The following is a 21,802-nucleotide window of genomic DNA, read 5'->3' as shown; positions in this document are numbered from 1 at the left end:
GGCGGGGACACGTAACTATGTTTCCCCGCCCTTTTTATCGTTAAGGCTTGGTCAACTCGTCAAGTTCGCGGAGGGCTAACTCAATACCCCGGGCATTGGCGCGGGCGGCATAGGCTGCAAGCGCCACGGTAATAGCGCCGACATTGATCGCAACCGGCAGATCGTCGAGTTGTTGCAGACTCGTTCTGGCTTTATACGTGCCTTCCAGAATACGCCCTGTCATCTGATCCGCATTCGTAAACGCGGGGCGGGTCGTGCGCATTTGAATTGCCTGAGCGCGGTCCAGCAAACTGTTTTGATAGGCATTCAGGTCCAGTTGCTGTTCATGCGTCAGTTGTGACCAATGGATAACCTGAAATTCGTTTAACGAACGAGCCATGTCACAATAGGCGGATGCAAGCTCATTGATTTGTTCAAGGGTAAGGTCTTCCATACGCTTTTCTGACCTGAATCAGCTTTTACAATGGCAGTCTGACTCGATCATTGAAGATAAGTCACTTCCTGCTTTTTTTATTTCTACTGGGCCGACTTTTGAACAAACGGTCAAAAAACCAAAACCGGTAGACGGGCATTTCAGTTAAGTCAACATGGAAGAAATACCACTGAACGCCGGATATGCTTGTATTAATCTGAGCCTGCAGGCTGATAAAATTACCAGCAATCGGGGCATGATCAAGAAGACGTTTACCGAAAGAGGCACCGCGTATGCCTCGGAACTGGCGTTGAAAAATGTTCAGGATTTGCTGAAAATTGTTGACTGGAATCTGGAAAATGGATTTCGAATCTTTCGCATCTCCTCCGACTTATTTCCCTGGTCGTCGGAGTACCGGTTTACGGAATTACCTGACTATGTCGACATCCGGGAGACCCTGGAAGCGATTGGGAGCAGACCTATTCGGTTAACGGCCCATCCGGGCCCGTTTAATCAACTGGCTGGTCAGGGGAGGGTATTGGATAATACGATAAAAGATCTCGAAACACAATCGGAAGTATTTGACCTGATGGGACTCCGGCCGTCGCACTGGAATAAAATCAACTTCCATGTTGGCGGAACCTATGGTGACAAAACGGCGACACTGGCACGGTTTGTCAGGAATTTTGCCTTGTTATCGGAAAATCTCCGGGCTCGCCTGACAATCGAAAATGATGATCGGGTAAACCTGTATTCTGTTGAGGATCTGGCTTATCTGCACGAAGCGATTGGCATTCCCATCGTTTTCGATTATTTCCATCACGCGCTCAATCCGGGGCAACTGACCGAAGAAGAAGCATTTATGATTGCCTACAATACCTGGGATGTCAGACCTGTTTTTCATTTCTCCAATTCGCGTCGGGAATATGAAGACCCGACCGCCCGTCGGGAAGCCCATGCCGATTGGATTTATACACCCGTGAATACGTATGGCAAAGAGCTGGATGTTGTCTTTGAATGTAAAATGAAGGAACTGGCTGTATTACGAATGAAAAATGGCAGTCTGGCTGTATAGCACATGGCGTCGGAAGTTACCGACAAGGCAAAAAAATACCCCACGCTTACCAGGTGGGGTATGTATTATCGATAAGGGCTTACACTTAATTGTCACTGTCTATCGGCTTCACCGGCCTGTTTATTGGTGAATGGACCTGACGCCCACGAAGTTGTCGAGCCGAAGAACCGGATTTGCCGAGTTCTCGTAAAGGAGGTCCCTCACCCCGTAACAGGTACTCCGCAGAAATTCTGGGTTCAGCTTGGCAAAGCCTTTCTAATATTTCTAAACCGGGTTTAGTTCTTCCACCAACTATGTTATAAATCGTCATTCGATTAAATTGATGGTCAATTAGAAATTTATGAGGAGTTGTTTTTAGAGCAATAAAAATTGCTTTAAGTTTTTCATTTATGGGTATCATGGGTGTATTGTTTATAGAATTTCTCAAATATACAGTCCCATGGGAGGTATGGAATACATTTGTTCAAAAAAAGTGTATAATATCGGCCTAAGTGTATATATCTATTTTATTTAGGCCCATAGAGTTTTTTGAATCGAGATTTTGTAAATAAAAACGGCTTATTACATGATCAATACTCAATATAAGTCGGTTTTATTTAATAAAGATGTCTAAACTCTGAACCAGAATGAATGGAGTGTAAATAAAGAATAAAGTAGTTTAGCTATGCGTAAACTTACCTGAACTGAAAGCTTTCAACTTGTCTTTTGGGTTACTCGTGGCTTCGTTATCTATCATTCATTTTATGGAATACGTATAAAGGTCATACTGGTTACTGATAAGTAAAATTAGTCTCGTAGCGATCTATGAACTCAGCGGGCCACGTTTGTCACGAGCATGCCGAGCCTACGACACTTACTGATCCGGTACTCCAATCCATGATTCACTTTAATTATGGACACAAAAAAAGCCCGCTGCATTTCGTAAGAAAGCAGCGGGCTGGAATTTAGTGGTGACTAGCTTGTCCGAAAAGACTAGTCACGTGTGTTGAGAAAGTGTATTGAATTATAGGAAGGTGGATGCTTTATACCACAGAATGGTTAGTGTTGAATCGCCACGCGAGAGATGAACTTCTTCTCATTGGGGCCAACAACAAATGTGTAGGCGCCATCAGGAAGAGCTGACAAATCGAACCGACGAACCGAACCTTTGAACGTGTCCGTCTGCACCAGAACATTTTGTGCATCGTAGATCGCTACGTTTGCTTCCTTGATGTTTTTCGCAGGCAGAACCACTTCAATTTTATTCTTCTCGTAAGCGGTCAGGGTTGGTTCGGTCATTTGTTGCAGGCCGCGTTCGTCTACATTGAGCGCATTTGCTTTGATCGTTAACCCCTGCGACATCCACCAGGCGTTGTTGCTGGCCGTCAGGAAATACTGACCATCCGGCAAATTGTTCAGGTTGAACGAAGTAGCCCGCTTGGCATTTTTAGAAATAAATCCCCGATAGAGAACGTTGCCGTCTGCGTCAATGATCGCCACGTCAACCGATGCTCCCGGCTGTGTATAAATGCGTACTTTCTTTTGCTCGGACTTCTCAACTTTCACACCACTCATTCCTGATCCTGTGTCTGCTTTGGCATCTCCCATGCCTGCCAGACTGATTGCTGATAAAAGGACAGCTACTGTTAAACGGAATTTTTTCATTGGTTTGAAATTTTTGTTTTACCGGGACAAAGGTGTGGCCTTAGCCCTATCTTATGCAATAGGGCTACCGCTGAAAACCAGTCTTTTACGAAACATTCATTTTTTAATTATATTCCTTCTGAGCAAATTAGGGCGTTTATTAGAAAAGTACAACAAGTCCATATTTTTTGCGTATCAATTGTATTTTTCTAATAATTCTAATTTTTAGGACTATATACGTTTGTGGGTCTAATTTGTATCCTTAAAATCCAATTTGTCAAAAATAGTACAAATTTGAAGCAGCCGGTAAGGGCCGTTTTTCCGCGCGATTATTGGATTAACAGTTGATTAATTTGTTGGATGGCCGCTGGCTCCGCTGTACGTTTGCTACCTGAATTGTGGAAGCGATGACTTCTGAATTGTCCTTAACAAAAGCAGGCGAAAGGCGCTTATAGACTAAACCTATTAAGAAATTCATGGAGCAGGTATTAAAAGGACAGGTTGCCATAATCACCGGAGCAAGTAGTGGTATAGGGGCGGGTGTCGCAAAATCACTGGCACTTGCCGGCGCTACGGTTGTTGTCAATTACCCCAGCGAGAGTAGTAAGGATACTGCCGATGCCGTACTGAGTGAAATAACCAACGAAGGAGGTAAAGGTATCGTTGCTCAGTGCGATGTCACGAAGGAAGACCAGGTGAGTAAACTGTTTGCCGATGTTGTCGCCCAGTTTGGCACGGTCGATATTTTGATCAATAACGCGGGTTTACAGCGGGATGCAAAATTTCACGAAATGACTCTGGAGCAGTGGAACACAGTCATTAGCGTTAACCTGACGGGCCAGTTCCTGTGTGCCCGCGAGGCCATTCGGGAATTTTTGCGTCGCGGCCCACGGCCCGAGGTGTCGGCAGCAACCGGAAAAATCATTTGCATGAGTTCAGTTCACGAACTCATCCCCTGGGGCGGACACGTTAATTACGCTACCTCGAAAGGTGGCGTTAAAATGTTGATGCAGTCGCTGGCGCAGGAATATGGCGATCGACGGATTCGGGTTAACAGCATATGCCCTGGAGCCATTCAAACACCCATTAACAAGTCAGCCTGGGAAACACCCCAGGCGCTGAACAGCCTGATGACCTTGATTCCCTACAATCGGATCGGGCAGCCTGCCGATATCGGTAATCTGGCGGTTTTTCTGGCTTCGGATCAATCGGACTACATCACGGGCGCCAGTATCTTTATCGACGGCGGCATGACCGTTTTTGAAGGCTTCGCATCAAATGGATAGGCAGGAAGCGGTATGATCTAGGGGCTAGGATATATTATACAGACTGTATGATTTCCCGAAACCATAGATCATACAGCCTGTATAATATACCCTACATACTCGTAACATCGCTTGACTACCGAACACCATCGTTTAGAAGATCCTGCCTGGCGGCAGTGGGGTCCCTACGTCTCCGACCGCCAATGGGGGACCGTGCGTGAAGATTACAGCTCGAACGGAGATGCCTGGAATTACACAACGCACGATATGGCCCGGAGCTATACCTTCCGGTGGGGTGAGGAGGGCATCGCGGGTATATCCGACGACAAGCAGCAGCTTTGTCTGGCGCTGGTGCTCTGGAATGGGAAAGACCCGATTCTGAAAGAGCGGTATTTCGGGTTGACCAATGCCGAAGGTAACCACGGAGAAGATGTTAAAGAGCTCTATTACTACCTGGATAACACCCCGACGCATGCCTACCAGCGAATGCTGTACAAATACCCGCAGGCGGCTTACCCCTATGAACAGCTTTTAAACGAGAATCGACGCAGGGGCAGGCTGGACCCTGAGTTTGAATTGCTGGACACGGGCCTGTTCGATGCCGACCGGTATTTTGATGTCTTTGTCGAGTATGCCAAAGCCGGGCCGCAGGACATTCTGATGACGATTACGGTGCATAACCGCGGGCCGGAAACGGCTATGTTGCATGTGCTGCCAACGCTCTGGTTTCGGAACACCTGGATATTTGGCGATGATTCGGATGGTGTGCCCAACTACCGGCCGTCGCTCATTCTGCAACCTGACAAGACAGTATCCGTTGAAGACTCCGCCCTGGGACGTTACATTCTACACGCCGACGGTGATCCGGAATGGTTGTTTTGCGAAAACGAAACCAATATGGCCCGTCTGTATGATACTCATACGGGTTCGCCCTATCCCAAAGATGGCATCCACGACCATGTACTTTATGGAGCCAACACGGTTAATCCGGCTCATACGGGCACCAAGGCCGCTGCCCATTATCAGGTAACGGTAGCAGCGGGCGGCTCGGCTGTGGTTCGGCTTCGGCTCGAAGCAACGGGCCAGACCGGCACGGGCCTGACGACACCGTTTGCTGATTTTGATTCGATTTTCGCCAGGCGGCAAGAAGAAGCTGACGAGTTTTATGCCCAGGTTCACCCGAACGAAGCAACCCCCGACGAGCGGCTGGTGCAGCGGCAGGCGTTTGCCGGTATGCTCTGGAGCAAACAGTATTACTATTATGACGTGTCGCGCTGGCTTGCTGGTGATGAGAACAGCCCACCACCACCCCCTGAACGGTCGCATGGTCGCAATCATACCTGGCTGCAGTTGATCAATGCCGGGGTCATATCCATGCCCGACAAATGGGAGTATCCCTGGTATGCGGCCTGGGACTGGGCCTTTCATTGTGTCACTCTTTCCCTGATCGACCCTGGTCTTGCCAAGCAGCAGTTGATGATGCTCACCAATGAGTGGTTTATGCACCCCAACGGCCAACTGCCTGCCTATGAGTGGAATTTCTCGGACGTGAACCCGCCCGTGCAGGCATGGGCGGCCTGGCGCATCTACCACCTGGAACTGGAACGGAAGCCGCCCGGAGAGGAGGACTTAACGTTTCTGCGGGGCATCTTTCATAAACTGATGCTCAATTTTACCTGGTGGGTGAATCGGAAGGATCAGTCAGGGAATAACATTTTCGAGGGTGGGTTTTTAGGTCTCGACAACATCGGGGTTTTTGATCGGAATACGATCTTTCCCGGTAACAGCCATCTGGAGCAGGCCGACGGCACCAGCTGGATGGCTATGTATGCCCTCAATATGATGCGGATCGCCCTTGAACTGGCCCGCCACGACTCGGTTTATGACGAAATGGCGACCAAGTTCTTTGATCATTTTCTATACATAGCCGGGGCTATTACCAACATTGGCCATAGCAACATCGGGCTTTGGGATGAGGAGGATGCTTTCTTCTACGACCAGTTGCGCATGGATGATGGCACTGTGGAACGAATGCGGGTGCGCACGCTGGTTGGCCTGATTCCAATGTTTGCGGTCGAGGTGCTCGATGATGAACTATTACAGGCGAACCCCGCCTTTGTCCAGCGAATGGTCTGGTTTCAGGGCCACCGCCCTGATTTGTATAATCAGGTATCACGCTATACGGAAAAAGGAGTCGACGAAAAACGATTACTTAGCCTGTTGCGTGGATTCCGCCTGAAAGCGCTCCTGTCAAAGGCATTGGACGAGCGGGAGTTCCTGAGTCCGCACGGCATTCGGGCTGTTTCAAAAGTCTATAAGGACAATCCCTATGAGTTTACCCTGGAGGGTACGACCTTCCGGCTAACCTATACGCCAGCCGAAAGCGATAGTGGTATGTTCGGGGGAAACAGCAACTGGAGGGGGCCGGTCTGGATGCCCGTAAATTACCTGTTAGTCGAAAGTCTGGATCGGTTCTACCACTATTTTGGCGATAGTTTTACCGTTGAATACCCGGTTGGGTCTGGCCGACAGATTACACTTAAGCAGGTAGCCCACGAATTGACTAACCGACTCATTAGCTTGTTCACCCTTGATGCCGATGGAAAACGTCCGGTCTATGGGCAGCATCCGAAATACCAGGACCCTCATTTCCGCGACTATGTCCTGTTCTACGAATATTTCGACGGCGACAATGGCCGCGGGGTAGGAGCCAGTCACCAAACCGGCTGGACGGGTCTGGTTGCCGAGTTGATCAATCGGAAGTACCGAAAATAAATGTGCCACGGTTTCTTTACGAGACCGTGGCATGTTTGTAATCAGAGAATAGCGAACCGCCGGATACTACCGGCGTGCGGGCCGAAGTACCAAAAACCGCTGTTGGAGCAGGTAATAACTTCCGAAGAGCAGGCCATTGAAGAATAAATCACCTACCAGACCATTCAGGAAGAAATTGGAGCCGTTATAAAAAGCCAGTCCAGCCGCATAACTGATCATCAGACCGGCCGCCGTTTGTGGGTAAAACGTGCTGCCGTACCAGACCGAAAAGTTCGTGATCAGAAAAAACAGGATCGAAGAGGCAATCGAGGCAGCCGCGATGCGACCAACTGATGGCTGTTGCAACGCTGTCTGGCGAACTGCCCACAGGCCCAATAGCCAGGTCATCGCAAAACTGAAATAGACCGCCCCCATGCTCCCGTGAAAACCAATCAGCGCATCGCTCAGCAGCATGGCTGCCATCGGAACCGCCAGGCCCAGCCATTTCCGCTCGAACGTGGCAGCCCCAAATAAGGCCAGAGCCGCAATGGGCGTGAAGTTCGGCCAGTGCGGCACCAGGCGAAACAGAGCAGTCGCCAGAACAAGGACGGTAAGGGTGGTTAAGCGGATTTGAAGGGGCTTCATGATAAAATCAACAGTTATTGTCTTAACGAGTGTAAAGTAGCCAACTCAGAACAAGGTTGGGAAACTTTCCGTAAAATCAGGTAAGTTGCTAAACGGTTAACAAAGGTAACGCCATAAATAGACACAGCAAAGCCAAATTTATGGCCTATGTGCCGGTCAATGTAATTCCATAAACTTTTTATTCCCTCCTATGAACCACCTTTCCGCGCTTATCCTCCTCCTGTCGATCTGTCTCAAATCGTTTGCGCAAACGGAAGAACCGATGCATTACCGCGTTACGGTGCCTGCCGGGACCGAATTAACGCTCGAAGGTACGCTGACACTGCCAGGCCAGCTAAAAAAAGCCGTGCCGGTAGTATTGCTCATTGCTGGTTCCGGTCCAACCGACCGGGATTGTAACAATCCATACGGCCTGAAAACGAACGCGTTCAGGATGATGGCCGATAGCCTGGCCACGAAAGGAATTGCCGTTGCCCGCTATGACAAGCGTGGTTCCGGCACGAACCTGAAAACCGCCCAGATGGTCATTAAGCCGGAAGAGTTCGTCTTCGGGCATTATGTATCAGATGCCGTTGGTTTTATTCGTCAGCTCCAGGCCGACAAACGGTTTTCGAAGGTCATTGTGGCCGGGCATTCGGAAGGGGCTTTGGTGGGTATGCTCGCGGCCGAGGAAACGAAGGCAAACGGGTTCGTATCGATTGCCGGGGCGGGGAGAAATATTACCGATGTGATGAAAGAGCAGGGACGCATGGCGGGCAACCCGCAAGCGCTACAGGCCGAGGTGGACGGCGCGCTGGACTCGTTGCGGAATGGCCAGACGGTGCATCCCAAAAATCTGATTTTGAAAGCCCAACTGTCGCCAAAAGCGCAGCCGGGACTCATTTCGTGGATGAAATACGATCCGGCAGTTGTCATCAAAGCGTTCAAAGGTCCGGTCCTGCTTATTCAGGGCAAAAAAGATTTACAGGTAGCCGTCACCGATGCTGACTTACTCAAAGCGGCCCGACCCGATGCGACCCTGATGCTGTTCGACCAGATGAACCACATCCTCAAAAATGTGGACGGAAGCGACAAGACGGAAAATATCAAAACATACAACAAGCCCGAGCTGCCGATCACCCCCGGTCTGGCTACGGCCATTGAGCAGTTTGTGATCCGGAAGCGTTCCTGAAAAATAGCTACGGGTCAATTGGCGGAGTAATGCCGTAGAAAAGCGATCAATCGTTCGAAGCGAATTTGCTCGTAAGGGTTTTGCGTTTGTTGAATAAACACCTGGCGGTAGGTATCGATCAGTTCAGCGACATGCCGGTTGTGGTTCAGGCTGGCCGAAATAAGTCCCTTATAGCAGCGATGCATTTGATTCTGTAAAAACGGACAGGGCTGTTCGGGTTGTCCATTGAGCAGCCGATCAATGGCGGGCAGGGCACAGGAGGCTGTCAGGAAATCGAAGCCAACCGAAACAAAAAACTGCCCGATCTGGTCACAGACCGAGAGAAGCTCTTTTTCCGAATGGATGCTGAAACGAACCGATGTGTAATCAGCAAACTGAGTAAGAAAAGCAGTGAGCGTGTTCGCATCCGGACGGCTGATGGCCTGACTGGACTGGAACTGTTGCGCGATTTGTTCAACCTGGTCATTCCGACAGCCAAGCTGAATGTCGAGCAGGGTTTGATGATCGTAAAACGTTGGCAGCAGCGTTACGGTCTGAAAGCCTTCATCGGTTAGTTTTCGGTACTGTCGCTTTTCGGGCAATAATTGAAACTGATGCCGCTGGAACAAAGGCGTCAGGTGCTGATACAGAAGGGTTTCAAAAGAGGTAGACGTCATGAACGTATCGCCATAACGGCATATTTAGTACATCCGGTGCCTATATAACTGTTTTGAGGTGGATAAGTTTGGCTGATTGGCTTAAAAAAATGTGTGATTAATGAGCCTGAACAGCGAACCAAAGCCGTGGTAAACAAGTTAGGATAATGCAGAAACGCGGAAGCGCTTCAGTTTTGGGGACGACCGGAATTGACAGCTTGCTGAGGTCGCGTGTAAGCATGCCGGGAGTTGACGGTATTTCCCGCCCAAACAAATCGTCAAAACAATAACTGGCGAATATAACTACGCCATGGCTGCCTAATCCGGAGGATTAAGCAATAGCCATTGTCTCCCCGGCCTACGTGCTGCTGGCTGGATCAGGAGGCATCGACTCGCAGCGCTGGCTCGGTTTATGGTGTTAACGGCCGAGTAAGACACAAGCACCTACGGATGAAGCTTGGTTTGGTACACACCGGGCCGATTCCCGACAATCCTAAGTGTACCTAAGCATGTAGAAGGCACGACGGGTTCCTTGACTGGACGAGAGTTCGAATCTCTCCGTCTCCACTTTGCAAAGCCCTGTAAGTCAAGCGCTTACGGGGCTTATTTTTGTCATAGGGTCAATAATGGCAAGAAAATGGCAAAGAAATATCTATCAAACATTCAGAATGCCAGCCAACAATAGCGCTGAATACCCCTATAAAGAACCCTTCCTGTCGAAGCCGGATGATAATGACTTGGCCAAGCAATGGGTTGTTGAGTATGGCGTTTGGTCGGAGAAGCATCGTAAGATAAAGCGGAAACGAGTCGTACTTTCGGGTAAGACGGTCGAGGCCCGGTTGGCTGATGCTAAACAGGTAATAAAGGAGGTCAAAAAACTGCTTAAAGAGGGGCACGTAGTAGACCCGGAGGAACCCGTAAAGCCAGTGGTATCTCCAGTACAAAAAGTGGCTACCCTCAATGATATTGCGATTACTGATGCTATCGAGCAATACCTGGTATTCGTTAAGCAAGCTTTATCGGGTAACTCGCTGAAGACTTACACCACCGCACTTAGGCTGTTAAAGCGTTATCTGATCAGGCATAAACCAAAAAAATACCGACTAACTCAATTCAGTACGGTCGATGCTCAGGAATTCCTTGATGAACTGATCACCGTTGAGAAGTTGAGCAATCGTACCAGAAACAATACAAGGGGGTCAGTAACTACTTTTTTCAAGTTTTTCATTAAACGGGATAAGACCAAAAAGTTTAAAGATAACCCGTTCGAAGATTCAAGTAAGCTGCCCCAAAACAACCACAAGCATAAAGCATTCAGCGATCGCCAGCGTGAAGCCTTTCGGAAATATTGTGAAGAGCATGGGTATGAGCAATTAATGCTGTTCTGTCAGTTCATTTATTACACCTTCTTCCGACCTGGTGAAGAAGTCCGACGGATGAAGATTGGCGATATCCGAAAAACGGCTGTATTCATACCTGCTGAACACGCCAAAAATGACGATGCGGAGTATGTAGAAATTCCACAGGTTTTTGAGCGGATCATTAAGCAGCATAAGATAAGGGAGTTTCCGGAGACTCATTATGTCTTTAGCTACGATGATCAGCCAGGGCCTGACTTGTTAGGGCCGAAGTACATTTACCGGCGTCACGTCGAAGTACTGAAGGCGATCGGCTTGGAGGCAACCGGTCATGACCTGTACAGCTGGAAACATACGGGAGCCATAGCCCTTTGGGAAGCAACTCAGGATATTGACCTGATCAAACGCCAATGCCGGCACTCGGATATAAAGCAGACGATTGTATATCTACGGGATTTAGGGATTCGGATTGACAATTCAGACCAGATTCATAAGTTTCCCGATTTTTAAAAAATAAGTGACCTCCTTGAATTTTTCAAGGAGGTCACCCGCGCGTAAGGCTGATCGCTACTTAAACAGATAGGTAAGTCCTATCAGAGGCAGGCCAACTAACTGGGTATTATGTGTCTGAATAAGCCACTCGAATCGATAACTGAGGTCAAAACGTAAAAATTTTATTGTCTCTATACTCAAGCCAGGACCAAGTTGCATTGTTTGCATAGGTATACCCGAATATCTTACGCCAGCCACATCATTCGAACTTCGCCTACCTATCTGATATGAAACTTCAACAAATGGAGAGATCCAGGTATTTACAAATTGGTAACGTATGTAGGGGCCTACTGAGACATCTTTGAAGCTAAGGTCGTCAATCCATTCATTAGACAAAGTTGTACTTATGCCTACAGCTAGTTGCTTAATTGGAAAATAGCCTGCATGAAGTTGAAAGCTGTTTCTATTTTTTAGCAAATTTCCTCGACCGTATCCCGCTTTTGCGCCTACTTGCCAACTGCCAGAATGAAACGTGGTTTGAGGTTGATCGGAGACTATTTTTTGAGCGTAAACCTGCTGGAACGGCAGGTTCATTAAAAGGGCCAGAAGGTATAAGTATAAGCTAGTTTTCATATAAAACGTTTTTACTTGGAAACGTTTTATATGAACTATCAAGTATTTAGGTGACCGATTAATCAATTTGTAGCCGTTATGCTAGTATCAGCGGTAAACTTTAAGATTTCTTGTACTTTCCCGCGATCAGGCTCTTAAAAGTTGTACCTCTGTAGGAATGGACTGTCGGTCGTTCCCCAAGCTGGCTTTCATCGAGCCAACAATGTAGTTGACTCCTTTGATGTGGACTTTCTTCCGGAACGAGAACAAGGCCAGATCGGGGGGGCTAAGGTTCACCAGTTTGGTCAGGTTGAACGCATTGCCTTTGAAGGCCTCAAACCGACGATACCCGCCATCGACGAGGTTATTCGGACCATGCCAATTCAATGACCGGTTACCATGAGCGGAGGTGGCCAGCGGTTGGCCATTCACCACCCCATGCCAGAACAGGAATTTTGGGGTCGTATTATTCTTACTGTCTTTGTTGTTGGGGGATATACCGGCCTGCTGGGTCATTGCTCGCCCGGTCAACGGATCGGTTGTCAGGGTCGAAAAACGGGATTTTATAGGCAGAGTGGTGCCCCCTTCGTTAATGGTCGTTTCGGCGGTGGTGTAGATATCCATCGCGGGCGGTACCGGTTTCATCAGCGCATCGTTGCTGTCGATATCATACGACAGCTCCAGCCGGTTAACCAGGTCAGGCGCTTTGACGTGTCTGGGGTCCGCCTTGTCGGTCCAGTCCACAATATCACCACTGGCGATCACGTCGGCCCCAAAATCCATTGTACAGATATTACGTCGTACGTCGAACTCCAGATACAAGTTAAACAGCTTCCGCAGGTCGATCAGCACGTTAGTCAGCGTCAGGTCGGGCAGGTGATTATTGCTATTGATGGTTGACTGACCATCGAGCGAGAACAGGTTGTAAAAAATCAGTCGACACAAATCGGGATCTTGCCAGAACTGCCCCGTAAAGGTCCAACCTGTGAGGTTACCGAACTGTTGAAACACCCATTTTATGAAGGGCATAGGCACCCTCGCATTTAGGCTGTAGCCGGTAGCGAGGGTGTATTCATTAACTAAGCCGGTGAATCCGTCCACGACCTGATTTCCGTAAAATGACGTATTCTGGACGGTTGGAAAGCAGTACCGGTCGGTCAGGTGGTTGGCGCTAGCTAGTGGGGCGATCACATCGTTGCCCAGGCTCAGCTGCGAAAGCAGTAACGTTTGGCTGTCGCCAAAAATTTTCCCTAAATCCTGAGTAAAAAATAGACTAAAGCCGGTTGACTTCACTTCGTGAATCAAGATGAAGCCCTGCTCGATGAGTTGCCCGTACACGTACTTCTCACAGCGAAATACGCGGGTTTGGTAGCCTACCTGGTCCTGATAAAAATAACCCAATAGCCGGCGGTTGGTCGGTGTATCGGGCAGGTCGAACCCGTACACGCGTGAACCCTGAATGGTTTCGAAGTCGAGCAGGGGGTTAAACCGCTCCAGCGTGAGGGTGGTGGTCGGTAGCAGGTCTGCCGACTCGCCATCGATGCGAATGTCAATCATGTTATTTTAAGTTTGATCGGTCGGCTACGACGTCGATCTGGTTGAATACGTTTACAAACGTCTGCACAGATACAGACAAATCTTTATTGGCGATTCGGTTCAGTAAACCCGTGTGGTAGCCTTGCTCCGAGCGACTTGAATTTAGAATGGCCTGTACACCCTGAAGTTCAGTTTTATTCGAGGTGGCCAGGTTCGACAAGTCCTGATGGGTTTTGGTCTGCAACTCATCCATCGTAGCTTTTAGCGCATCAATCAGGTCAACGAAATCCTTGTGCGTCTGGGTGCGGAGCGTCAGGGCCTGGAGGGCCTGCGCCAGCTGCATCGCATTCAAATCGGTATGCACGTTCAGACCCAACAACTTCAGTTCCTGCTGGAGAAGTTTTTCCATTGCCAACGAATCGAGGTGACTGGTTTTTTCCAGACTATTCACCTCCGTTTTGGTCGTCGTCGTGAGTTTAACCAAATCATCATGCACCGTTTTTTGCAGATCGGTCAATCCGGTTTTGGTCACCTCTTTCAGGCTCAGCACATCGGTGTTGATGCCTGTCCGGAGTGACAACAGACCCAGCGCCAGCGTGGTCCGCAAACTCACAAACTCCTGGGTCAAATCCTGACCCAAACTAGGCAGTTCAAATTTTAGGGTGCTTTGCAGGGTGGCCAAATCTTTGCTGAACGACTCCCGAGTCGCCAGATGTTGCAGGGCAAATGCGATCGTTTGGTTCATCAACCCATTCACCAGTTCGCTCCGCAGGCCCATCATCATGGTCTGGTGGGTACCCGAATCGGTTTTTACCTGCTGCTGAATATCAGCCAGGCTAGTCATCACCAGTTTCAGTGTATCGACGGTGGCCAGGGTGTTGGCCGCAATGGCTTCCTGTACTTTTTGGCTTTCGTCGATTTGCCCCTGCAGGTCGGCGGTGCTTTCACTGCTCATGCCCCCGCTACTATCACCACCACCCCCGTCGCCACCACCCGGACTGCCAGCATCGTTGTTGTTGATCTCATCCATCCAGCCGCCATCCGCGAATAGGCGCACACCACCCTTCCGAAGTGAGTCACCATACGAGCCCCCATCGGAGCCGAATATACCGCCGTTCAACATGATTGGGGCACCATTGCGGTGCAGCGATGAATGTAAAAGCCGATCCACTACGCCCCGGTTATTGCTGTAAGTGTTGCGGGATAACACCATAATAGGCTCGCCCCCTTCCATTTCAGCCACTTCTTCGCCCGTATCCCGACGCGTGATGCTCAGGCCCGAATCGCCATAGCTGGAGCCATGACGTGGACCAGAAGGCACACCAGCGTTCCGAATCTGCCCCCCTTTAGTCAGGCTGGGCGGCTGCTGTTTTTTGATCATCGCGATCTGCACAGCGGTTGTCGCTACCGCACCGGCTACGGCAATCAGACCCAGTGGCCAGCCAAGCATGGCGAGGGACTTCAACGAAGCCTGGGCGCCGTTGATGACGGCCATCGCAATGTCGAGTTTCTGCTGACGCTTGAAAGCCTCCAACTGGGCGACCTTCGTTTTCTGGTCAGCTTCTTTGTTGATTTCAGCAACCTTATTTTCGTACTCCTCCTTACTGATTTGGCCCTTATCGTATTTTTCTTTCCACGACGCGATCTGGGTATCTTTCTCCTTTTTGATGTTCGCCAGTTCTTTGTCGAGCGCCATCTGGGAGAGTTTTTGTAGGGCCTGTACGGCCATCACCGTATACTCACCCACCTTATCAATTTTCTCAACGTTTGCTTTCTGACTATCGGTCAGCTGCTTGGTTTCGCCCGATAATTTCTTGGTCAGAATACTGGTGAAAGCCGTAAAATCACCATCCATCAGCGATTTGATAGCCGAGAAATACTGCTGCTGGTTGGCCCTCCGGGCTTCGGTTTTCTCGACCGTCAGGGTCGTTTTATCGGTTTCGTACTTAATGTCGATGGCCGTTTTGTCGGCCGCCAGTTTTTCATCGATGGCTTTATTGGCCGCTGCCCGACGATCCGCATCTTTGATCGACTCGTTATTCCGGGCTTTTTCCTCGTTAGCTTCATTGAACAGCTTCTGCCGGTTGTAGTTATACTCGGCATCGAGCATCGACTTTTTGATAGTAAAGATGGCCTGCGCGTTAGAGCCAGCCAGCGATAACCGGTTCTGGGCATCGGTCTGCGTGGCCCCAAACTGGGCATCAATAAGGGCTTGGGTCTGCTGGGCATTCTTCCGACGATACTCTTCTTCGACCCGCTCTTTATCCTTGATCAGATTATCGTTAATCTGTTTGAGCATGGTCGCCTTATCGGTATCCAGCTTGATATCCTTTTCAACCTGGGCACGTTGGGCCGTGGCTACATCCTCCAGTTTTTGCAGCTTGTCCGCTTTTTCATCCCCCGACAGTTTGACCTTCAGGTCGAGGATGCGTTTGGCCGTTTCCCCATCTTCCTTCTCTTTTTTCTTCAGATGGTCCGCTTCGGCTTTCTCAATGTCCCGGATCATCTGATCGTTGAGCGCTTTTTCGAACACCGCTTTCACTTCGGAACTGGCCTTGCTAGCCATCATGGCTTCAACTTCAGCATCTCGTTTCTGCCGAATCTTGGCGATTTCACGCTGCAAGTCATCTTTGATACCCGCAACCCGGGCATCCTCAATTTTTTTCAAGGCCTCGTTATTGGCCTTCATGGCTTCATCGTTTACTTTCTTCTCATGGTCAGCCTGTTTTTTGGCCTCCGATGCCCGGTGTTTTTCGTTCTGAGCAGCTTTTTTATCGAGGGCTTTTTGCTCCGAATCCGTTACGATGGTAACTAACTCATTAGCAGATTTTGCCCCAGCTGCTTTTTTATCATCGAGCATCTTCTGGTTCGATGCCAATATTTTGGGTTTACCTTCATCCAGCTTTTCTCCGTAGCCTTTGTTGAACGCTTCACCGATCTGGCCAGCAGCTGTTTTTACTGTTTTGACAATATCATCGACGTGCAGAAACGAGCCGATAGCTGAGCCAACGGACTTGATCTTCGTGACTGTGGCATCCATCATGTTACCAAAGCTGGCCAGTGCCTGACGTACTGGCTCCAGCGCACTACTCATCCGGTTCAGGCCACCACTGATAAACTGACCAGTGGCCGTGGTCAGATCACCCAGCCAGGAAGCGGCCTGCTGAACGATACCAAAAACGGTTTTCAGCCAGTTACCCAGTGTTTCCAGAGCAGGCCGGGCGGGCTCCAGTCCTTCTTTGATCCAGTTGACGCATAGTTTAGTTAAGTCACCCAGTAACCCGACACCTGTTTTCATCGCTTCCCAGGTACCTGAAATAATGCCCCGGAGCGTTTCAGAATTGTTGTACAACGCCGTAAAGCCAGCCACCAGCAGGGCTACAGCGGTGACCATCATGGCAATTGGGTTGGCCATAATAGCCGTATTCAGGAGCCATTGAGCAGCCGTAGCGGAATTGGTCCACACCAGGCGGGCTTTTTCCTGAGCGGCATGGGCAATGCTGGAGGCTGTAGCGACAATCAGATTACCATTGAAAGCCAGTACCGCCACGCCCAGAGCCGCAAAACTGGTCTTGTTTTCACTGACGAATTCGGGTACGGCCCGAATGATATTGACGAAAGCAACCATGCCTTGCGTACCCTTAACGATTGCTGGTAGCAGGGCCTGACCAATTTCTGTTGCGATCAATGCAACTGCTTTTTGGGCTTTATCGTACAGAGCAGCGGCATTGTTGTTGACCGTGTTGAATTCGTTTTGCAGGCTGGTACCATCGGCCATTGCCTTATTAGCCAGCTGCTGTTTTTCACGAACTAAATCAGTTTGATCCTTCAACAACGACATGACTTTGCGGGCCTCATCGGATCGGATGCCCAAATCATACATCCTACCGGCAAGTTCATCGGCTGGAACCCCCTTGAGACTATCCGCCAACTTCAGCAACATTTCGTTGGGATTAGTCCGAATTAGTTTCTTAAAGGCTTCTTCACTCATGCCAATTTGCTGAGCGAATAAACCCGTTGCCATAGCCGCATTGTTGAGTATATTACTCAAACCACTCGCTGAAATCTCAGCGGTTAACCCCAATTCCTGGAAAGCGGCCCCCAACCCCATCGTCTGGCTAATCTCGGGTGCTAGATCACCTAGCTGACCAATGCGCGCGGTGAACTCAGCAATAACAGGACCAGTAGCTGATCCTGATGCCCCTAGTTCATTGATGGCGGAGCCAATTTGATTGATGGCTTCGCCAGCCTGGAGGTCTTTTGTCTCTTTAAACAGTTTTTGCAGACCACCCAATTTTGAACTAACCTCTTCGGCCCCACCCGAAAACTCGTCCCCTAGGGCAACGTTGGCCATATCGACCGACTTGACAAAACCCAGCAGTTCAGTGTTGGCTACGCCCAACTGACCCCCGATCTGGGCAATATCCATCAGGCTTTCCTTACTGGATCGCGTATCTATTTTATCTAGCTCCTGCGACAGTTGCTGTACTTCTTCCGTACTCTGACCCGTGGCCTTAGCCACACCGGCCATCATATCCGACAGTGCGAGTGCTTTTTTAATGCCATCCTGAACGAAGCTAAATGCCCGCTCCAGCATTTCGGTAGCGCCGAACGCAGCCATGTAGCCAACTGCGGTCGATTTGGCCCGCTCCCAGAGCGACGGCTGTTTCTCGATTTCTTCGTTGACGCCCCGGACGGTCTGCCGGTGCGTAGATAGAGCGGTATTGACCTCCGTTATTTGGCCCGCTTTTTTAATGTAAGCATCCGTGCCGGGGGTCAAATCTTTGATTTCCCGATTGAGTTGTCGGTAGTAGGTCTCAAGCTGCTGAACCGTCATACCCGACACGCCCATCTCTTCACGCACAGCTTTTAAGGCGGCTTCGAGTTTTTTGATGTCTTCCTTATTGTCGGCCCATTCTTTCGTCCCCCGTTCTACTGATTTCTGCGCTTCCTTAACCTCCTGGAGTCTTTTTTCAATTTCTCCCAACTCATTGATGACGGGCTTACCGTCAAATTTGAGCGTAAACAGGGCTTCCTCTTTGAGTTGCATAGTGCTGGTGGATTTTACCAACAGCGAAGAAATACCCTACAAATGCCAGTGGGTAGGACACAAAAAAGCCCTACCAATACTGACAGGGCTTATTATTGTACCACACAAATAAGGTCTATTTACACTCTTCGAATCCATAGGCGTTCACCAATGGCCGCATAGATACTGGCAGATTAGCCTTGGCGCAGTACGCATTCCACTTCTGATCCCGAATTTGTTCCAGTTTGGCTATCCGGTCAGCGATATTCATGTCAGGATGCTTTGTTTCAATATCCTTCCGGGTTTTTGCTTCCATCTCTGATATCCAGTTGTAGGCTTTACACAACGTAACATCACTTTTGCCTAATGCATCATCCAGCACTTCCCGATTAGATATTTTTGTCACTGTTTTTTCTGGTGCTGACTTTTGTTCCGGTTTCGCAGGACCTGACAAATAGCCAATCAGACCCAAAATCAGAATTACACTCAGGAAAATACCACCAATCCACTTTAAAACTTTCTTCATAAATAGTAGGGTTTATTTCTCCCAAACTTACGAAGACTGCTCAAAATACTGCTTCATGGCCTTCAAAATGGGTTCGGGCATCGACGCCAGTAGTTTATCACCCGTTTCGTAGATCAGCTTCCCACGCGTCGGGTTGTAAAACGCTTTACCCTTGCTCTGCTTCACCCCATACTTCATAATATTGACCGAAATACCCCACGCGATCCGGTTAATGGCTCGACTGTCCGGAATGTGCAGCACTCGGTATTTGGCCCCCAACAGATAGCCGGGCACGTACTTGTACTTATCCAGACCAATGTGCCGAACGTATTCCTCCATCACTTCGACCGGGGGCAGCTTGCCATAGAGCAGCTTCTTCATGTCCTTGAAGCGCCCATAGCCCGAAAAGCCGATGCTGAACTCGGCATACAACTCTCGCCCAACGATCACCTGCTGGTGACGAAGGGAGTTCATCAGCTCGCCCGTCATCACCAGACCAGCCGCCTGCAATTTGCGTTGCATGACAATCGAGGCTTCCCCTACGATGCGCCCGATCACGTCAGCCGCCACCCGCTCAAACTGCTCCTGAGATAAATTTACCGCGAATCCCATCCCTATAAGTCGATTAGTTGCATGTACAGCCGGTCGCCACTCGCAAACGAGTTGTAGCCCGTTCCGCCGTTCGATTCTTTCCCAAACAGGCTGTAATACTCGTATCCATCCCGGTTGAAGGTGAATGTGTCATCCCGGTACAGCAGCCCATTTTTGTACAGCCGGAGCCGGGCCTGTTTGTAGGCCGTGCCGTACACGAAGAACCGCCATTGGTAGGCATCGAAGTTAGAAATGGAGAAATCCAGATCGTTGCTGCCCACCCCAAACGTGTACTGACTGCGGCCCTGCATGGTCCAGGCGTTGCCCTGATAGGGCGCATCCGCGGTTTCGATCCCGATCCGGCTGGGGGTGTTACTGCGGTAGTGGAAAAAGCCATCCGGAACAGCGTAGGCATAGCCAGCCGGATTCGCCAGGCATGAGCCATACAGGTTTGCATTATCCTGAGTGTCCATCGCTTTCAGGGCCGCATCGATGCGGCTCTGTAGCTGCTCGGCAGTTTCAGCCCCGAAGGTACCAGCGGCAATGGTCAGCGTGGCCACGGTGGCTTCCTGATCGGCACCACAGTTGCTGCGTCGGTAGCTACCGGGTTTCTGAATAAGGGCGTTCCGGAACGGCGTGGTGGCCGGCGCGCACGAGGCCGACAACACCGGTATGGTGTAGCCTTCCGTGCCGGCCACGTTGGGCTTGCTCCGGAGCGGTTTGACCAGGCTCCCATCATCACTGTAGCGAAGCTCCAGTTTGGCCGCGCCCATATAGCCGGTGCGTACCCCGTTGTCGTCGATCTGGCAATAGGCGTTGGCCGGAACCCAGCGCGTGGGGCGGCTGGCCACGGTGGGTGCTGACGGGAGGCTACTGAAGCCGATCTCGTTTTTACCGTACTGAAACGTCATCAACCGACCCGCTAAGTCTTCATCATCCTGGCGCAATTCCAGGGTGGTGTCGCCACTGGTGGGCAGGGTCAGGGCCACAAACCCTTCCTGCGTGACCACAAACACATCTTCCGACAGTACCAGGTCGGATAGGTAATCCAGCTGATCGCCATCCTTCAGACCCGTAGCTACGGTCAAATACCGCTCGCCAGTACGGTTTTTACGGAACAGTTCGGCGCTGCTGGGCAGGTAGGTAGGATTGAGCGCGCGCTGCACGTCGGTCCCCTTCACGGTGATTCGTTTGCTGCTCTGACCCGTACAACGCAGGGTATCGTACCCACCCAGCGAATTGGCAAACAATAAATACAGCACGTTCGCTTCGTAGTCCCGATTGACCAGGTAGGTTCGCACTTCACTCAGCCGGGCGTTGACTTCATTCGACAACCATACCTGGTACTTCAGCACCGCTTTGCCGGTGGCGGCTTCACGCTCTGGCAGACCCAGCGCCACGAAGCCGGTCGGCACGCTGTAAACGGTGTACTGGCTTACCGATGCGGTGGTCAAGGGCGTCATGCTCTCGATGCTGCCATCCTGATAGGTCACGTCCATCCGCAAACGAAGCTCAGCGGGTTTGGGGGTGAAATTGACCAGGTAGTAGAGAAATTCGGGTTGGTTGGTTTCCACCCATTTGTGGCGGGGCTGCCAGGTTAAAAACTGACGGCTCTGACTGAGGTAGGTGGTAAAAAACTGATCCCGCCAGCCCGCGAACTGCTCGACCGACAAGGCCCCCTTCAGCGCATACTCCAGCGGTAGCGTCAGGTCAGTACCAGCCAGTAATACGCCAGCATTTTCCACGCGAGTTTGGGTCAGGTAGGGCGTGATCATGTCCGCACAAGCCACAAAACCGATCTGCGCGGGCGTGGGTGGGGTGCGGGCCAGAAAGTCATCCAGAAACACGCTCACGTCGAACTGAGCGCCCGGATAGACCGTAGCCCCCAACTCCGCGCGCGGGGGAAATTCCCGACCGGGCAGAGTAATGAGCGTGTTGTATTCACCCGATCCGTAGGCTTTGGGCTTTTTGAGCCGGAGCAGGTACGACAGATTTTGCCGATCGGCCACCGAGTCCGGAGCGGCATCGATGGTGTAGGCAACGGGGTTACGCGAAAAGCGCAGGGGCAAAAACGATAAGGCTTGTAGTAGAGCGTCCAT

16 protein-coding genes and 1 other RNA gene are annotated in these 21,802 nt (G+C 50.2%); 6 read left to right on the top strand and 11 right to left on the bottom strand.

All coding sequences use genetic code 11. From position 1 onward, the window contains the following. Nucleotides 1–40 precede the first annotated feature (40 nt). A complete protein-coding gene (locus ACYVAM_RS00745) occupies nucleotides 41–433 on the bottom strand; it encodes a hypothetical protein (protein WP_461062928.1) in 393 nt (130 codons plus the stop codon). Nucleotides 434–587: 154 nt separating this feature from the next. Between ACYVAM_RS00745 and uvsE the strand changes: the two genes are divergently transcribed. Beyond that, nucleotides 588–1,487, top strand: a complete 900-nt coding sequence (gene uvsE / locus ACYVAM_RS00740; protein ID WP_461062926.1) for a UV DNA damage repair endonuclease UvsE — start codon at nucleotides 588–590, stop codon at nucleotides 1,485–1,487. Between the two features lie 85 nt (nucleotides 1,488–1,572). On the opposite strand, the gene ACYVAM_RS00735 is transcribed toward uvsE, so the two are convergent. Continuing rightward, on the bottom strand, nucleotides 1,573–1,887 hold the full coding sequence (locus tag ACYVAM_RS00735; RefSeq protein ID WP_461062924.1) for a hypothetical protein: 315 nt from the start codon (nucleotides 1,885–1,887) through the stop codon (nucleotides 1,573–1,575). A 638-nt stretch (nucleotides 1,888–2,525) separates the two neighbouring features. Then, nucleotides 2,526–3,131, bottom strand: coding sequence for a T9SS C-terminal target domain-containing protein (locus ACYVAM_RS00730; RefSeq protein WP_461062922.1), 606 nt, complete (start codon nucleotides 3,129–3,131; stop codon nucleotides 2,526–2,528). A 455-nt stretch (nucleotides 3,132–3,586) separates the two neighbouring features. On the opposite strand from ACYVAM_RS00730, the gene ACYVAM_RS00725 reads away from it, so the two are divergent. Together ACYVAM_RS00725 and ACYVAM_RS00720 are read left to right on the top strand one after the other, a co-directional pair. Then, nucleotides 3,587–4,396, top strand: a complete 810-nt coding sequence (locus tag ACYVAM_RS00725; RefSeq protein ID WP_461062920.1) for an SDR family oxidoreductase — start codon at nucleotides 3,587–3,589, stop codon at nucleotides 4,394–4,396. 111 nt (nucleotides 4,397–4,507) lie between these two features. Further along, nucleotides 4,508–7,150: an MGH1-like glycoside hydrolase domain-containing protein gene (locus ACYVAM_RS00720; RefSeq protein WP_461062918.1), complete on the top strand. Its 2,643-nt coding sequence runs from the start codon at nucleotides 4,508–4,510 to the stop codon at nucleotides 7,148–7,150. Between the two features lie 66 nt (nucleotides 7,151–7,216). On the opposite strand, the gene ACYVAM_RS00715 is transcribed toward ACYVAM_RS00720, so the two are convergent. Then, nucleotides 7,217–7,774, bottom strand: a complete 558-nt coding sequence (locus tag ACYVAM_RS00715) for a DUF6580 family putative transport protein (protein ID WP_461062916.1) — start codon at nucleotides 7,772–7,774, stop codon at nucleotides 7,217–7,219. Nucleotides 7,775–7,964: 190 nt separating this feature from the next. Here ACYVAM_RS00715 and ACYVAM_RS00710 point away from each other — a divergent pair, with 190 nt between their 5' ends. After that, on the top strand, nucleotides 7,965–8,945 hold the full coding sequence (locus ACYVAM_RS00710; RefSeq protein WP_461062914.1) for an alpha/beta hydrolase family protein: 981 nt from the start codon (nucleotides 7,965–7,967) through the stop codon (nucleotides 8,943–8,945). A gap of 14 nt (nucleotides 8,946–8,959) precedes the next feature. Here the strand turns inward: ACYVAM_RS00710 and ACYVAM_RS00705 are convergent, their stop codons facing one another. Continuing rightward, entirely contained in the window at nucleotides 8,960–9,601 is a 642-nt protein-coding gene (locus ACYVAM_RS00705; protein ID WP_461062912.1) for a hypothetical protein, read from the bottom strand. A 175-nt stretch (nucleotides 9,602–9,776) separates the two neighbouring features. Between ACYVAM_RS00705 and ssrA the strand changes: the two genes are divergently transcribed. Together ssrA and ACYVAM_RS00695 are read left to right on the top strand one after the other, a co-directional pair. After that, nucleotides 9,777–10,150, top strand: a transfer-messenger RNA (tmRNA) gene (ssrA, locus tag ACYVAM_RS00700). Between the two features lie 98 nt (nucleotides 10,151–10,248). Next, complete coding sequence (locus ACYVAM_RS00695) at nucleotides 10,249–11,448, top strand: tyrosine-type recombinase/integrase (RefSeq protein ID WP_461062910.1); 1,200 nt, start codon at nucleotides 10,249–10,251, stop codon at nucleotides 11,446–11,448. A gap of 57 nt (nucleotides 11,449–11,505) precedes the next feature. On the opposite strand, the gene ACYVAM_RS00690 is transcribed toward ACYVAM_RS00695, so the two are convergent. The 6 genes from ACYVAM_RS00690 to ACYVAM_RS00665 all read right to left on the bottom strand — a co-directional run bounded on the left by ACYVAM_RS00690 (nucleotide 11,506) and on the right by ACYVAM_RS00665 (nucleotide 21,802). Beyond that, nucleotides 11,506–12,063, bottom strand: a complete 558-nt coding sequence (locus tag ACYVAM_RS00690) for a hypothetical protein (RefSeq protein ID WP_461062908.1) — start codon at nucleotides 12,061–12,063, stop codon at nucleotides 11,506–11,508. A 126-nt stretch (nucleotides 12,064–12,189) separates the two neighbouring features. Then, complete coding sequence (locus tag ACYVAM_RS00685; protein WP_461062906.1) at nucleotides 12,190–13,599, bottom strand: hypothetical protein; 1,410 nt, start codon at nucleotides 13,597–13,599, stop codon at nucleotides 12,190–12,192. A 1-nt stretch (nucleotide 13,600) separates the two neighbouring features. Further along, the gene (locus ACYVAM_RS00680; RefSeq protein WP_461062904.1) at nucleotides 13,601–18,628 is read right to left on the bottom strand and encodes a phage tail tape measure protein; all 5,028 of its coding nucleotides are present in this window, start codon (nucleotides 18,626–18,628) and stop codon (nucleotides 13,601–13,603) included. A gap of 115 nt (nucleotides 18,629–18,743) precedes the next feature. Further along, nucleotides 18,744–19,133, bottom strand: coding sequence for a hypothetical protein (locus ACYVAM_RS00675; RefSeq protein WP_461062902.1), 390 nt, complete (start codon nucleotides 19,131–19,133; stop codon nucleotides 18,744–18,746). Nucleotides 19,134–19,160: 27 nt separating this feature from the next. After that, nucleotides 19,161–19,724: a hypothetical protein gene (locus tag ACYVAM_RS00670; protein ID WP_461062900.1), complete on the bottom strand. Its 564-nt coding sequence runs from the start codon at nucleotides 19,722–19,724 to the stop codon at nucleotides 19,161–19,163. Nucleotides 19,725–19,726: 2 nt separating this feature from the next. Then, complete coding sequence (locus ACYVAM_RS00665; RefSeq protein WP_461062898.1) at nucleotides 19,727–21,802, bottom strand: DUF5977 domain-containing protein; 2,076 nt, start codon at nucleotides 21,800–21,802, stop codon at nucleotides 19,727–19,729.

The sequence above is a fragment of the Spirosoma horti genome (assembly GCF_054776595.1).
Note: the sequence above shows the minus strand (reverse complement) of the source record. Positions and strands in the feature narration are given on the sequence as shown.

What these genes read in the sequence shown, in the direction of transcription:
- ACYVAM_RS00745 (WP_461062928.1), bottom strand. Translation starts at nt 433, where the DNA reads ATGGAAGACCTTACCCTTGAACAAATCAATGAGCTTGCATCCGCCTAT.
- uvsE (WP_461062926.1), top strand. Translation starts at nt 588, where the DNA reads ATGGAAGAAATACCACTGAACGCCGGATATGCTTGTATTAATCTGAGC.
- ACYVAM_RS00735 (WP_461062924.1), bottom strand. Translation starts at nt 1,887, where the DNA reads ATGATACCCATAAATGAAAAACTTAAAGCAATTTTTATTGCTCTAAAA.
- ACYVAM_RS00730 (WP_461062922.1), bottom strand. Translation starts at nt 3,131, where the DNA reads ATGAAAAAATTCCGTTTAACAGTAGCTGTCCTTTTATCAGCAATCAGT.
- ACYVAM_RS00725 (WP_461062920.1), top strand. Translation starts at nt 3,587, where the DNA reads ATGGAGCAGGTATTAAAAGGACAGGTTGCCATAATCACCGGAGCAAGT.
- ACYVAM_RS00715 (WP_461062916.1), bottom strand. Translation starts at nt 7,774, where the DNA reads ATGAAGCCCCTTCAAATCCGCTTAACCACCCTTACCGTCCTTGTTCTG.
- ACYVAM_RS00710 (WP_461062914.1), top strand. Translation starts at nt 7,965, where the DNA reads ATGAACCACCTTTCCGCGCTTATCCTCCTCCTGTCGATCTGTCTCAAA.
- ACYVAM_RS00705 (WP_461062912.1), bottom strand. Translation starts at nt 9,601, where the DNA reads ATGACGTCTACCTCTTTTGAAACCCTTCTGTATCAGCACCTGACGCCT.
- ACYVAM_RS00695 (WP_461062910.1), top strand. Translation starts at nt 10,249, where the DNA reads ATGCCAGCCAACAATAGCGCTGAATACCCCTATAAAGAACCCTTCCTG.
- ACYVAM_RS00690 (WP_461062908.1), bottom strand. Translation starts at nt 12,063, where the DNA reads ATGAAAACTAGCTTATACTTATACCTTCTGGCCCTTTTAATGAACCTG.
- ACYVAM_RS00685 (WP_461062906.1), bottom strand. Translation starts at nt 13,599, where the DNA reads ATGATTGACATTCGCATCGATGGCGAGTCGGCAGACCTGCTACCGACC.
- ACYVAM_RS00680 (WP_461062904.1), bottom strand. Translation starts at nt 18,628, where the DNA reads ATGCAACTCAAAGAGGAAGCCCTGTTTACGCTCAAATTTGACGGTAAG.
- ACYVAM_RS00675 (WP_461062902.1), bottom strand. Translation starts at nt 19,133, where the DNA reads ATGAAGAAAGTTTTAAAGTGGATTGGTGGTATTTTCCTGAGTGTAATT.
- ACYVAM_RS00670 (WP_461062900.1), bottom strand. Translation starts at nt 19,724, where the DNA reads ATGGGATTCGCGGTAAATTTATCTCAGGAGCAGTTTGAGCGGGTGGCG.
- ACYVAM_RS00665 (WP_461062898.1), bottom strand. Translation starts at nt 21,802, where the DNA reads ATGGACGCTCTACTACAAGCCTTATCGTTTTTGCCCCTGCGCTTTTCG.